This window comes from Lysobacter tyrosinilyticus (genome assembly GCF_054779815.1).
The window spans coordinates 93678-106598 of sequence record NZ_BAAGXN010000014.1; the positions used below are offsets into that span (position 1 = coordinate 93678).

Consider the following 12921-nt stretch of genomic DNA (forward strand, 5'->3'; position numbering starts at 1 on the left):
ACTGCAAAAACGAAGCCCGGCACTGGGCCGGGCTTCGCGGGCACTGCCTGAGTCAAACTCAGTTCTGGACGTTCAGCTCGGTGCGGCGGTTCTTCGCACGGCCTTCCGGATTGTCCGAACCGTCTTCGTTGGCGTTCGGAGCAATCGGGCGGCTCTCTCCGTAACCGTTCGGACCCTGCAGGCGGGCAGCGTCGATGCCGTTGCTGGTCAGGTAGTCGTACACCGCCTTGGCGCGGCGCTCCGACAGCGACTGGTTGTAGGCGTCGGTGCCCTTCGAGTCGGTGTGACCGGCGACTTCGACCTTCAGCTCCGGATAGCGCTTCAGGATCTCGGTGGCTTCGGACAGGATCTGGACCGCGTCAGGACGCAGGTTCGACTTGTCGTAATCGAAGTTCACGCCCTTCAGGTCGATCGAGACCGGCACCGGGCAGCCGTCCGGACCGATGGTCTGGCCAGCCTGCGAACCCGGGCACTTGTCGTCGCAGTTGTTCACGCCGTCGCCGTCGTCGTCGCCGTCGGCGCAATTCGGAGCGGCAGGAGCCGGAGCAGCCGGAGCGGCGGCGACCGGGGCGGCGCCCAGCGGCACGATCACGCCGATCGAGGCCAGCAGGTCACCGAACTGGTCTTCACCCGAAGCAGCGATGCTCTGGTCGTCGAAGGAGACGCGGTAGGCCAGTTCGGCACGAATGCCGTAGTTGCCCATGTCGCCCTGCAGACCGCCACCGAGCTTGGCGGCGAGATTGCCGTCCTTGCGCTGACCCGGCGAGATCGCGCTCGGGAAGGCGTCGAATTCTTCTTCCGAACGCTGATAGCCCAGGCCACCCACGATGTACGGGTTCCAGTTGCGGCCTTCAGCAATGAAGTGGCGGCGCAGGTCGAGCGAGACGCCGTACTGGCTCCAGTTCAGATCCTGGTTCGCTTCGAAATGCGGGTTCTGATAGTTCAGTTCGCCGTCCAGCGACCAGTTCGCGCCGATGAACTTGCCCACGCCGAGAGCGAGGAAGGGGGCGTTGTTGGTGTTGCGATCAGTGTCCTGGACATTGATGCCGCCCGAACCCGTCAGGTACCAGCGGTCATCGAAATTCTGCGCATTGGCGGTCTGCGCAAATGCCAGGCCGGCGAGCAGTGCAGTGCTCAGCAAACGGATCTTCATATTTCTGACTCCTTGAGAAATGTCGGGATATACACGGCACTTAACTGTGACCGGGATCGTCCAGCGGGCGTGACCCCCATTCACGATCTCTGGCCCGAGGGATCATACACCGTCAAGATGATTGTTAACATTGCTTAACGTAGTACGCAAAATTTCACAACTAACCGGCCATTCAGCCGACGATCGGCCCCTGATCGATCCTCGAGGCGATCCGGATACGGCTCCGTAGGGAAGGGATCGCTTCCCGAAGGCTGAACGTCTTTGCCAGCGCGCAGGCTAGGTGCGCTGTTGTGAAGACGCCGTTAAAAGTGTGACCGACACAGCAATGCCCGGACCGCCGGTCGATGCCGGATTGAAGCCGCACACGCAACGGACCGGCGCATGACCATCACTTGGAACCGGTTGTCGGGAGGCACATTCTCCTTGGCATGACCCGCCTCCCTACTCTGTTTCTCTCGCATGGTTCGCCGATGCTGGCGATCCAGGACTCCCCCGCCGGACGGTTCCTGGATGAGCTCGGCCGACGGCTGCCGCGCCCTCGGGCAATCGTGGTGGCTTCGGCCCATTTCCTGGCTGACCGTCCCATGCTCGGCGGCCATCCTCAGCCGCATACCGTCCATGACTTTGGTGGCTTCCCTGCCCCGCTCTATCAGATCGAGTACCCCGCATCGGGCGCACCGGAGATCGCCGAAGCGATCGCCTCATGTCTCAATTCAGCCGGCATCGCCACAAAGATTCGCTCCGGGCACGGCCTGGACCATGGAGTCTGGGTGCCACTGCGCCGGATGTATCCGCAGGCCGACGTCCCCGTTGTGCCGCTCTCCGTGAACCCGGCCGGCGACGCGACCCAGCACCAGGCGCTTGGCGGCGTACTCGCGGACCTGCGCAGTGAGGACGTCCTGGTGATCGGTTCCGGCGGCTTCGTGCACAACCTGGGCGACCTCGACTGGCAGCACCCGGCCGCGCCGCTGGCGCCCTGGGCCGCCGAATTCTCGGGCTGGATGCACGAACGGCTCGCAGCCCACAATTGGCCTGCGCTGCTCGATTGGCAAAACCGGGCTCCGCATGCTCACCATGCCCATCCGACGACCGAACACCTGATGCCGCTGTTTGTCGCGCTCGGCGCCGCTGGCGAGGATCCGAGCGTCGAGGTTCTCCATCGCTCTCATGAGCTGGGAACCCTGGCGCTGGACGCCTTTGCCTTCCACTGAATGGGCCTTTGACGGGCCGACGCCCTAGCACCGAATCCGCCCCGGAGACAATCCGTGACGGGGGTCACCGATTCAGGTGCGGTTAGGAAAGCCGTCGCTACCGTGCGCCAACTTTTCCAGCCGCCACCGGCGGCACCGTCGCAACGCCCGCGTTCATACGCGGTCCCGATGCCCGGGCAAAGCACGCCAGAGAGCGCGCCGCCCTCCCTAGAACGCCATACCGGATTTCGCCCCCAGGCGCCCGCCTCCCCACGGAGACGACGCCGAAGTGCGGCCCGGCCAACGGAGCAAGGAGTACGACATGAAACTCGCCTGGATACTGTGGTTGGCCTCCGTGCTGCCGCCGCAATCCGCCGATTCGCTGTGCCTCAGCACCACCGTCTACCTCGAAGCCCGCGACCAGTCGGTCCGGGGCCAGCAGGCGGTCGCCGAGGTCGCCCTGCGCCGCCGCGACAGCGGCCTGTGGGGCAACACCCTGTGCGACGTGGTGACCGCGAACAAGCAGTTCGCCCCTACCCTCGTTTCGCCCTCGACGCAGCTGGGCAATACCGAAGCCTGGGCCCAGGCCGTGACCGTGGCGCTCGAAGCCGAGAACAACTGGGCCCTGCCCGCCGGTCAGCGCAAGGAAATCGTCCCGGGCGCCAGCCACTTCGCCGCCCTGGGCATCGCCAGTCCGTCGTGGCGCAACGCCTACCAGGTGGCCACGATCGGCGATCACACCTTCTATAAGGTGCAGTCGCTCAAGCCGCGCAAGCAGGCCTCCTGATTCCCTTTAGGCGGAGCCCCTCCGCCATTCTTGAAATCCGCCTTGCGCGGATTTCTTTTTGCCTGCTGCCCAGGCGCATGACGCAATGTTGCATGCGTGCGATTGAGAATCCGGCCGACGAGGCGCGATAGTGCCAGCCTTCCTTCGACGGACTCCGATATGAAGCTCTACACCACCCCTGGCGCGTGCTCCACCGCCGATCACATCGTCCTGCAATGGACCGGTGGTGATTTCGAAGTCGAAATCGTCACCCGCGAGCGCCGCCAGTCGCCCGAATACCTCGCCATCAACCCGGCAGGTGCCGTGCCAGCCCTGCGGGAAGGCGACGCCATCCTGACCCAGAACGCCGCCATCCTCGGCTACATCGCCGACACCTGGCCGCAGGTCCAGCTGGCCGGCGACGGCAGCGCGTGGCAACGCGCGCAGGCCAACCGCTGGCTGGCTTTCGTCAACTCCGACCTGCATCCGGCGTTCAAGCCGATCTTCGGCCCGGCGCGTTACATCCACGACGAGAGCCAGCACGATGCGGTGAAGTCCGTGGCCCGCAAGAACGTGCGCGCGCTGTACGAACGCGCCAATACGCAACTGGAAGGCAAGGAGTGGCTCGCCGGCTTCCGCAGCTACGCCGATCCATACCTGTACATCACGTTGCGCTGGGCCGATGCCACCGGCGTGGACCTGGACGGCCTCGACAATCTCGCCGCATTCAAGCAACGCATGGAAGCCGATGCGGGTGTGCAAGCGGCGCTCCGGGCAGAAGGCCTGTCCTGATACGCGCCACGCGCAACAAAGAAAAAGGCCGCGCAGTGCGCGGCCTTTCTTGTTTCATTCCATCCCACTGACGCGGAACGGAATCAGCGCTTCTCGATCGCCACGTACTCGCGATCTTCCGGACCGACGTAGTTGGCGCTCGGACGGATGATCTTGCCGTCTTCGCGCTGCTCGATCACGTGCGCGCTCCAACCGGTGGTGCGCGCGATCACGAACAGCGGGGTGAACATCGGCGTCGGGATACCCATCATGTGATAGGCCGATGCGGAGTACCAGTCGAGGTTCGGGAACATCTTCTTGGTGTCCATCATCAGGTTCTCGATGCGCTCGGACACGTCGAACAGCGTCTGGTTGCCGCCGTCCTTGCAGAGCTTGCGCGAGATTTCCTTGATGATCGGATTGCGCGGATCGCCGATGGTGTACACCGGGTGACCGAAGCCGATGATGATTTCCTTGCGCTCCATGCGTGCGCGGATGTCGGATTCTGCTTCGTCGGCAGAGTTGTAGCGGCTGATGATGTCCATCGCCACTTCGTTGGCGCCGCCGTGCTTGGGACCGCGCAGCGCGCCAATCGCTCCGGTGATGCACGAATGCAGGTCCGAACCGGTACCAGCGATCACGCGCGCGGTGAACGTCGACGCATTGAACTCATGCTCGGCGTACAGGACCAGCGACTTGTCGAGCGAGTCGGCGTGCAACTTGGACGGCTCTTCGCCATGCAGCAAATGCAGGAAGTGCGCGGCGACGTTGTCGTCGTCGGTTTCGACGTCGATGCGACGACCATTGCGGGTGAAGTGCCACCAGTACAGCAGCATCGAACCGAAACTGGCGATCAGCTTGTCGGCGATATCGCGCGCTTCGGATGCGGGATGGCCTTCACGCTCAGGCAACACTGTGCCAAGCACCGAGCAGCCGGTGCGCAATACATCCATCGGGTGCGCATTGGCCGGCACCAGTTCCAGCGCTTCCTGGACGAGCGCGGGCAGACCACGCAAGCGCTTGAGCTTGGCCTTGTAGGCGTTCAGCTGCGACACCGTCGGCAGCGCGCCATGCACCAGCAGATGCGCCACTTCCTCGAAGGTCGACTTGGTCGCGAGATCGTGGATGTCGTAGCCACGGTAGTGCAGGTCATTGCCGCTGCGACCAACGGTGCAAAGCGCGGTATTACCGGCAGCCGTGCCGCTCAGGGCAACGGATTTCTTGGCCTTGGGAAGGACCTGGGCTGAATCAGACATTGCTTTCTCTCCTTAAAAAGGCCGCGGCCGATGCTCGTACTGTCCGGTCGTGCCGTGGTGGAACGTTGTAAAAAGCAGAAACGCCTAAGTGCGACTGGCATGTCGCGAACGACCGCGGCGAGCCACTATTGCGCTCGCTGCGGTCGTAAGGCGGAAGGAACGCGCCGGCGGGGAAGGCTACGGGGGGCGCGCATGGCGTGAACCAGTTCCGCCCCGTCGGCCGACCCGCGCCGCATCACTTCTCCCGCATCACTTCTCGCTTGCGAACAACGCGTCGAGCTTGTCCTCGTAGGCGTGATAGCCGAGGAAATCGTACAGGTCGGCCCGCGTCTGCAAGGTATCGATGATGTTCTTCTGCGTGCCTTCGCGACGCACGGTTTCGTAGAAGTTCAATGCCGCCTTGTTCATGGCGCGATACGCGCCGCAGCAGTACAGGGCAATGTCGACGTCGGCATCACGCAGCTCGTCGGTCGTGAAGAACGGAGTAGAGCCGAACTCGGTGAGGTTGGCCAGGATCGGCACCTTCACCGCGGTCTTGAACTTGCGGTAGTCGTCGAGCGACTTCATTGCTTCCGGGAAGATCATGTCGGCGCCGGCTTCGACATAAGCCATCGCGCGCTCGATCGCCGAATCGATGCCTTCCACGGCGGCCGCGTCGGTGCGCGCCATGATCACGAAGCTCTCGTCGGTGCGCGCGTCGACGGCTGCCTTTACGCGATCGACCATCTCTTCCTTCGTCACCACTTCCTTACCCGGACGGTGGCCGCAACGCTTCTGGCCGACCTGGTCTTCCATGTGCACGGCGGCAACGCCGACGTTGATGAAGGAACGGATGGTACGGCCGATGTTGAACGCCCCGCCCCAACCGGTATCGATGTCGACCAGCAGCGGCATCTGGGTGGCGTCGACAATCCGGCGCGCGTCGGTGAGCACGTCTTCCATCGTGCTGATGCCCAGGTCAGGCATGCCGAGCGAATTGGCGGCGACGCCGCCGCCGGACAGGTACAGCGCCTTGTAGCCCGTGCGCTTGGCCATCAGGCCGGCGTAGGCGGTGATGGCGCCCATTACCTGCAGCGGGGATTCTTCTTTGACGGCGGCGCGGAAGCGCGCGCCGGCGGAGGACGTCGAGGTCATGGCAACTCCTGGTGAAGCCGGCATTTTAGCCGAGCACGCTGGGAGATCGTTCGCGGTCCCTTTCGCCGTTTCGGGTGACGCCTAGAGCCGCAACGGTCCCGGACCGCCCAGACATAGCCCGCGCCCACCGCAAAGGCGCACCGACGCGGTAAAAGGAGGTTCGCCCGGGCCCAAGATGCCCTGCCCGCTCCTGATATCGGAACAACGACATGAAAGCCTCCGGCTCGCGTTTCTACCTCTGGGTGCTCGGCGCGATCGTGCTGGGCGGCACCATCGGCCATTTCTTCCCCGCGACTGGCGTCGCCCTCAAGCCGCTGGGCGACGCATTCATCGGCCTGGTCAAGATGTTGATCGCGCCGATCATCTTCCTCAGCGTGGTGCTGGGCATCGCCGGCGTATCGGACGTCAAGAAGGTGGGCCGCGTCGGCGTCAAGGCGATCCTCTACTTCGAAGTCGTGTCGTCGATCGCGCTGCTGATCGGCCTGCTTGTCGTTAACACGCTCAAGCCTGGCTCCGGCTTCAACGCGGACCCGGCCACGCTGGATGCCAGCGCGGTAGCGAAGTACGCGACGGCCGCCAAGGAACAGAGCACGGTCGAGTTCCTGCTGCACATCATCCCGAAGACCTTCACCGACGCTTTCACTGGCAGCGGTGATCTGCTGCAGGTGCTGCTGCTGGCGGTCCTGTTCGGCTTCGCCCTGCTGCACCTGGGCAAGCTGGGCGAACAGGTCGTCGACGTGTTCGAGGCGATCGCGAAGGTGTTCTTCGGCATGATGGCGATGATCATGAAGCTCGCGCCTATCGGTGCCGGCGCAGCCATGGCCTTCACCATCGGCAAGTACGGCGTGGGTGCGCTGGGACCACTGGCGAAGCTTATGGGTAGCTTCTACTTGACCTGCGCGTTGTTCGTCCTTGTCGTGCTCGGGACGATCGCGCGGTTGTGTGGCTTCAGCATCCTGCGCTTCATCCGTTACATCCGCGACGAGTTGCTGCTGGTGCTGGGCACGTCCTCTTCGGAATCGGCGCTGGTGCCGCTGATGCGCAAACTGGAGCGGCTGGGCTGCTCCAGGCCGGTGGTCGGACTGGTCATCCCCAGCGGCTATTCCTTCAACCTCGACGGCACCAACATCTATCTGACGATGGCCGCGATCTTCGTCGCCCAGGCCTTGAACGTGGACCTCACACTGAGGCAGGAGATCACCCTGCTCTCGGTGGCGATGCTGACGTCCAAGGGCGCGTCGGGCGTCACCGGCGCGGGCTTCATCACCTTGGCTGCGACCTTGGCCGTGGTGCCCTCGGTGCCCGTAGCGGGCCTGGCGTTGATATTGGGCATCGACCGCTTCATGAGCGAAGCGCGCGCACTCACCAACCTCATCGGCAACGGCGTCGCCACCATCGTGGTGGCGCGCTGGGAAAACGAACTCGATCGCGAAAGGCTGCAGCGCGAGTTGCTCAGTCCGCCCAGTGCCACCGAACTCGACGAGCCGCTGATTGCGACCCCTGCTGCCAGCGGCGACCTCGAAGACTGACCCGCAAAAAAAAACGGGGCAACCAAGGCCGCCCCGTTCGTTCAAGCTTGACGCTGGCAATCAGCCCAGCAAGTGCGCGACGCCAGCGCGCTCTTCTTCCAGCTCGGCGAGGGTCTTGTCCATCGCCGCGCGGCTGAAGTCGTCGACCGGCAGACCTTCGACGCGGGTGTATTCGCCGTTGGCGCAGATCACCGGCACACCGTACATCACAGTTTCCGGAATGCCATAGCTGCCGTCGGACGGCACACCCATGGTCACCCATTCACCGTTGGTTCCCAGCGCCCAGTCGCGCATGTGGTCGATGGCGGCGTTGGCGGCCGAAGCAGCCGACGACAGGCCGCGCGCTTCGATGATCGCCGCGCCGCGCTTGCCCACCACCGGGATGAAGGTGTTGGCGTTCCAGTCGGCGTCGTTGATCTTGTCCTTCAGCGACTGGCCGTTGACGGTGGCGAAGCGGTAGTCCGGATACATGGTCGGGCTGTGGTTACCCCAAACGACCATCTTCTTGATGTCGGCGACGGCAACGCCGGCCTTGTTGGCCAGCTGCGACAGCGCGCGGTTGTGGTCGAGGCGCAGCATCGCGGTGAAGTTCTTCGCCGGCAGCGACGGCGCCGACTTCATCGCGATGTAGGCGTTGGTGTTGGCCGGATTGCCGACCACGAGCACCTTGACGTTGCGCGAAGCGACTTCGTTCAGCGCCTTGCCCTGCACGGTGAAGATCTCGGCGTTCTTCAGCAGCAGATCCTTGCGCTCCATGCCCGGGCCGCGCGGCATCGCGCCGACCAGCAGGGCGTAATCGGCGTCCTTGAACGCGACCTTCGGATCATCGGTGCCGACCATGCCGGCGAGCAGCGGGAACGCGCAGTCTTCCAGCTCCATCATCACGCCCTTGAGCGCGGCCTGGGCCTTCTCCATCGGCAGTTCCAGCATCTGCAGGATGACGGGCTGGTCCTTGCCAAGCATTTCGCCGGAAGCGATGCGGAACAGCAGCGCATAACCGATCTGGCCGGCAGCACCGGTGACGGCAACGCGGACGGGGGTCTTCATGGGGCAACTCCTGGATGAAAAAGCGGGGCGTCAGGCGCCCCGCGACAGAATTCAAAGGATGGAATCAGGAAAGTTCGTTGAAGAATTCCTGGAAGCGCTGCAGGCCCGGAGCCAGCTGCGGCGTCGGGCAGGTGTAGCTGATGCGCAGCGCGCGCGGCTCACCGAAGGCCGAGCCGGGCACGCAGGCCACGCCCTTGGCTTCGAGCAGCACATTGCAGAAATCGACATCGTTGTTGATCTTCGTGCCGCTCGGGCCGTGAGTCTTGCCGAACGCGACGGAGATGTCCGGGAACACATAGAACGCGCCCTGCGGACGCGGGCAAACGACGCCCGACAGCGAATTCATCACCGCCATCACCTGGTCGCGCTTGGACTGGAACTCGGCGTTCTTCTGCGTCGGCACGTCCTGCGGACCGTTGAGCGCAGCGACTGCAGCCGCGGTAACGATCTCGGGAATGTTGGTGATGTGGTTGGAATTCATCGTGACCAGCGCCTGCGCCACGGCTTCCGGACCGGCCATGAAGCCCACGCGCCAACCCGGCATGCCGTAGGTCTTGGACAGCGAGTCGATGAAGATCACGCGGTCGCGCAGTTCCGGACGCGCATGCACGAAGTTGTGGTAACCCACGCCGTCGAACACCATGCGGTTGTAGATGTCGTCGGTGATGATCCAGGTGTCCGGATACTTGGCGATGACGTCGGCGAGCGCGTTGATCTCTTCCTTCGTGTAGACCATGCCGGTCGGGTTCGAAGGATTGTTGAACAGGAACACCTTCGGCTTCTTGGCCAGCGCGGCATCGAGCTGCGCGGGCTTGAGCTTGTAGTCCTGCGAGGGCGGGCACGGCAGCAGGTCGATCTTCGCGTTGACGATTTCCGCGATGTCGAGATAGCTGGTCCAGTACGGCGTCGGGAAGGCGATGGTGTCGCCCTCATCCAGCAGCGCCTCGGCCAGGTTGTATATCACGTGCTTCGCACCGATGCCGGTGGCGACGTTGACCTTGGCGTAGCCATCGAGGCCGATCTTGTGGATGTGGCCCAGGAACGCATCCAGCAGCGCATCGGCGCCGCGGTTGCTGCCGTACTGCCCACTGTCTTTGGCCAGCGCATCGCGCGCGGCGGCATAGACGTGCTCGGCGGGGAGGAAGTTGGGGACACCGATCGAGAAGCTGATGATGTCGCGACCTTCGGCCTTGAGGCGCTTGGCCTTTTCGGCCACCTGCATGATCGCGCTGGGCTTGGCGCGACCGATGCGCCGGGCAAGCTGGGGCATGGGGCAGAACCTGTGGGAGGGAAGCCCGATATTGTAGCGGCGCGGCCGCTACGTCGCAGCGGGATATGACGGAATTCTATGGGTGAGCCGAGGCCGCTTGCGCGGCACTGCCGCGCGGCCTTGGCGAACGCCCGGCGCGCTGCGCCGGGCCGGACGGACCACTCACGCAGCGCCCGCACCGAAGCCGAGCATCCGACGCCGGGACAACAGCTGCAAAACAAACAGGGCGCCCAAAGGCGCCCTGTTTCGCAACACGTCCCGGGAGATCAGGCCGCGAGGATCTTGTTCCACTCGGCCACGCGGTCGGCCTTGGCGGCCAGCACAGCGGCGGCATCGCCTTCGACCTTCAGCGACTTGATCAGATCGCCCTGCTTGATCGAATCGACCACGTCCTGGCCCTCGAGCACCTTGCCGAAGACGGTGTGCTTGCCGTCCAGCCAGCCGCAGGGCACGTGGGTGATGAAGAACTGGCTGCCGTTGGTGTTCGGGCCGGCGTTGGCCATCGACAGCACGCCGCGCTCATGGCGCAGGCCGTTGTTGGCCTCATCCTCGAACTTGTAGCCCGGGCCACCGGTGCCGGTGCCCAGCGGGCAGCCGCCCTGGACCATGAAGTCATTGATGACGCGGTGGAACTTGAGGCCGTCGTAGTAGCCACGCTGGGCCAGGTTGACGAAGTTGGCGACGGTCAGCGGCGCCTTGTCGGCGGCCAGTTCGACGCGGATCGTGCCGCGGTCGGTGTCGAAATTGGCGATCAGGCTCATGGAACGGCTCCTAGTGGGGGTCAGGCCCACGGATATGGGGTCCGTGAACGGGACCGGCAAGGATACCGCAGCCGTCCAGCCTGAACGGGACGCCGGTAACCAGTCCCGGCTATAATTTCCGGCTTCCTTCCGCTGACCTAGCGCCCCTCATCTGGCGCCCTCCCCGCATGTCCATCGAACGCCTGCGCAATATCGCCATCGTCGCCCACGTCGACCATGGCAAGACCACTCTCGTCGACTGCCTCCTGAAGCAGTCGGGCACCCTGTCCGAACGCACGGTGCTGGCCGAACGCGCGATGGACAGCAACGACCAGGAAAAGGAACGTGGCATCACGATCCTTGCCAAGAACACCGCCATCACCTGGCAGGGCAACCGCATCAACATCGTCGACACCCCAGGCCACGCCGACTTCGGCGGCGAGGTCGAGCGCGTGCTGTCGATGGTCGACTCGGTGCTGATCCTCGTCGACGCGATGGACGGCCCGATGCCGCAGACGCGCTTCGTCACCCAGAAGGCCTTTGCGATGGGCTTCAAGCCGATCGTCGTGGTCAACAAGATCGACCGCCCGGGCGCGCGTCCGGATTGGGTCATCGACCAGGTGTTCGACCTGTTCGACAAGCTCGGCGCCACCAACGAACAGCTCGACTTCCCGATCGTGTACGCCTCGGCGCTGCACGGCTACGCCAGCCTCGACGACGCCGCGCGCGACGGCGACATGACCCCTCTGTACGAAGCGATCATGAAGCACGTGTCGCCGCCGGACGTCGATCCCGAAGGCGCGTTCCAGATGCGCATCAGCCAGCTGGACTACAGCAACTTCGTCGGCCTGATCGGCATCGGCCGCATCCAGCGCGGCAAGGTGAAGAAGAACATGCCGGTCAGCGTGGTCGACCGTGAAGGCAAAAAGCGCCAGGGCAAGATCGTGCAGGTGCTCAGCTTCATGGGCCTGGAACGCATCGAGGCCGAGGAAGCCGAAGCCGGCGACATCGTCGCCATCGCGGGTATCACCGACCTTTCGATCTCCGACACCGTCTGCGCGCTGGACACCCCGGAAGCGCTGCCCGCGCTGACCGTGGACGAGCCGACCATCAGCATGACCTTCCAGGTGAACAACTCGCCGTTCGCCGGTCACAAGGAATACAGCGGCGGCAAGTTCCTCACCAGCCGCCAGCTGCGCGAGCGCCTGGAACGCGAAACGCTGCACAACGTCGCGCTCAAGGTTGAAGAAGGTTCGGATCCGGACAAGTTCCTGGTGTCCGGCCGCGGCGAACTGCACCTGTCGGTGCTGATCGAGAACATGCGCCGCGAAGGCTTCGAGCTGGCCGTGTCGCGCCCCGAAGTGATCATCAAGGAAATCGACGGCCAGCAGATGGAGCCGATCGAGCAGCTCGTCGTCGACATCGAAGAGCAGCACCAGGGCGGCGTGATGGAAAAGCTCGGCATCCGCAAGGCCCAGCTGAAGAACATGGAACCCGACGGCAAGGGTCGCGTGCGCCTCGACTACATGATCCCGGCGCGCGGCCTGATCGGCTTCCAGAACGAGTTCCGCACCCTGACCCAGGGTTCGGGCCTGCTGTTCCACGTGTTCGACCACTACGGCCCGAAGGAAACCGGCGCGATCGCCAAGCGCATCAACGGCGTGATGATCGCCAACGCCCCCGGTGCCACTCCTGCCTACTCGCTTGGGCCGCTGCAGGAACGCGGTCGCCTGTTCGCCGCCGAAGGCGACCAGGTGTACGAAGGCCAGCTGGTCGGTATCCACTCGAAGGACAACGATCTCACCGTCAACGCGATCAAGACCAAGCCGCTGACCAACATGCGCGCCTCGGGCAAGGACGACGCGATCCAGCTCAGCCCGGCGATCAAGTACACGCTGGAACAGGCGCTGGACTTCATCGAAGACGACGAACTGGTCGAAGTCACGCCGAAGGAAATCCGCCTGCGCAAGAAGTTCCTCACCGAAAGCGATCGCAAGCGCGCCTCGCGCGCCGCCTGATCGCACCGTTGAGCGACGACGGCTTCGTGGATAACGGGCTTCGCCAA

11 protein-coding genes are annotated in these 12921 nt (G+C 64.2%); 5 read left to right on the plus strand and 6 right to left on the minus strand.

Annotated features, from left to right (window positions below; all coding sequences use genetic code 11):
• Positions 1 to 58: 58 nt before the first annotated feature.
• A complete protein-coding gene (locus tag ACYVGK_RS16785) occupies positions 59 to 1153 on the minus strand; it encodes an OmpA family protein (RefSeq protein ID WP_460735815.1) in 1095 nt (364 codons plus the stop codon).
• A 428-nt stretch (positions 1154 to 1581) separates the two neighbouring features.
• On the opposite strand from ACYVGK_RS16785, the gene ACYVGK_RS16790 reads away from it, so the two are divergent.
• The 3 genes from ACYVGK_RS16790 (at position 1582) to ACYVGK_RS16800 (ending at position 3901) form a co-directional block, all read left to right on the plus strand.
• Complete coding sequence (locus ACYVGK_RS16790; RefSeq protein WP_460735817.1) at positions 1582 to 2364, plus strand: dioxygenase family protein; 783 nt, start codon at positions 1582 to 1584, stop codon at positions 2362 to 2364.
• Between the two features lie 301 nt (positions 2365 to 2665).
• Complete coding sequence (locus tag ACYVGK_RS16795; protein ID WP_460735819.1) at positions 2666 to 3130, plus strand: cell wall hydrolase; 465 nt, start codon at positions 2666 to 2668, stop codon at positions 3128 to 3130.
• Positions 3131 to 3289: 159 nt separating this feature from the next.
• Positions 3290 to 3901 (plus strand): glutathione S-transferase N-terminal domain-containing protein, encoded by a 612-nt coding sequence (locus tag ACYVGK_RS16800; RefSeq protein WP_460735821.1) that lies wholly within the window; start codon positions 3290 to 3292, stop codon positions 3899 to 3901.
• An 83-nt stretch (positions 3902 to 3984) separates the two neighbouring features.
• Here the strand turns inward: ACYVGK_RS16800 and prpC are convergent, their stop codons facing one another.
• Both prpC and prpB read right to left on the minus strand, forming a co-directional pair.
• Entirely contained in the window at positions 3985 to 5136 is a 1152-nt protein-coding gene (gene prpC / locus ACYVGK_RS16805) for a bifunctional 2-methylcitrate synthase/citrate synthase (protein WP_460735823.1), read from the minus strand.
• Between the two features lie 249 nt (positions 5137 to 5385).
• Complete coding sequence (gene prpB / locus ACYVGK_RS16810) at positions 5386 to 6270, minus strand: methylisocitrate lyase (protein ID WP_460735825.1); 885 nt, start codon at positions 6268 to 6270, stop codon at positions 5386 to 5388.
• A gap of 209 nt (positions 6271 to 6479) precedes the next feature.
• Between prpB and ACYVGK_RS16815 the strand changes: the two genes are divergently transcribed.
• Positions 6480 to 7799, plus strand: coding sequence for a dicarboxylate/amino acid:cation symporter (locus ACYVGK_RS16815; RefSeq protein WP_460735827.1), 1320 nt, complete (start codon positions 6480 to 6482; stop codon positions 7797 to 7799).
• A gap of 60 nt (positions 7800 to 7859) precedes the next feature.
• On the opposite strand, the gene ACYVGK_RS16820 is transcribed toward ACYVGK_RS16815, so the two are convergent.
• The 3 genes from ACYVGK_RS16820 to ACYVGK_RS16830 form a co-directional block, all read right to left on the minus strand.
• Positions 7860 to 8846 carry a malate dehydrogenase gene (locus tag ACYVGK_RS16820; RefSeq protein WP_460735829.1) on the minus strand — a complete coding sequence of 329 codons (987 nt, stop codon included), beginning with the start codon at positions 8844 to 8846 and terminating at the stop codon, positions 7860 to 7862.
• 64 nt (positions 8847 to 8910) lie between these two features.
• A complete protein-coding gene (locus ACYVGK_RS16825; protein ID WP_460735831.1) occupies positions 8911 to 10116 on the minus strand; it encodes a pyridoxal phosphate-dependent aminotransferase in 1206 nt (401 codons plus the stop codon).
• 266 nt (positions 10117 to 10382) lie between these two features.
• Positions 10383 to 10877, minus strand: coding sequence for a peptidylprolyl isomerase (locus tag ACYVGK_RS16830; RefSeq protein WP_460735833.1), 495 nt, complete (start codon positions 10875 to 10877; stop codon positions 10383 to 10385).
• 167 nt (positions 10878 to 11044) lie between these two features.
• Between ACYVGK_RS16830 and typA the strand changes: the two genes are divergently transcribed.
• On the plus strand, positions 11045 to 12874 hold the full coding sequence (gene typA / locus ACYVGK_RS16835; RefSeq protein ID WP_460735835.1) for a translational GTPase TypA: 1830 nt from the start codon (positions 11045 to 11047) through the stop codon (positions 12872 to 12874).
• Positions 12875 to 12921 lie beyond the last annotated feature (47 nt).

Bases quoted from the DNA above. Each gene is read 5' to 3' on its own strand.
- prpC (WP_460735823.1), bottom strand. From the start codon at position 5,136: ATGTCTGATTCAGCCCAGGTCCTTCCCAAGGCCAAGAAATCCGTTGCC.
- ACYVGK_RS16825 (WP_460735831.1), bottom strand. From the start codon at position 10,116: ATGCCCCAGCTTGCCCGGCGCATCGGTCGCGCCAAGCCCAGCGCGATC.
- ACYVGK_RS16785 (WP_460735815.1), bottom strand. From the start codon at position 1,153: ATGAAGATCCGTTTGCTGAGCACTGCACTGCTCGCCGGCCTGGCATTT.
- typA (WP_460735835.1), top strand. From the start codon at position 11,045: ATGTCCATCGAACGCCTGCGCAATATCGCCATCGTCGCCCACGTCGAC.
- ACYVGK_RS16790 (WP_460735817.1), top strand. From the start codon at position 1,582: ATGACCCGCCTCCCTACTCTGTTTCTCTCGCATGGTTCGCCGATGCTG.
- ACYVGK_RS16820 (WP_460735829.1), bottom strand. From the start codon at position 8,846: ATGAAGACCCCCGTCCGCGTTGCCGTCACCGGTGCTGCCGGCCAGATC.
- prpB (WP_460735825.1), bottom strand. From the start codon at position 6,270: ATGACCTCGACGTCCTCCGCCGGCGCGCGCTTCCGCGCCGCCGTCAAA.
- ACYVGK_RS16800 (WP_460735821.1), top strand. From the start codon at position 3,290: ATGAAGCTCTACACCACCCCTGGCGCGTGCTCCACCGCCGATCACATC.
- ACYVGK_RS16795 (WP_460735819.1), top strand. From the start codon at position 2,666: ATGAAACTCGCCTGGATACTGTGGTTGGCCTCCGTGCTGCCGCCGCAA.
- ACYVGK_RS16815 (WP_460735827.1), top strand. From the start codon at position 6,480: ATGAAAGCCTCCGGCTCGCGTTTCTACCTCTGGGTGCTCGGCGCGATC.
- ACYVGK_RS16830 (WP_460735833.1), bottom strand. From the start codon at position 10,877: ATGAGCCTGATCGCCAATTTCGACACCGACCGCGGCACGATCCGCGTC.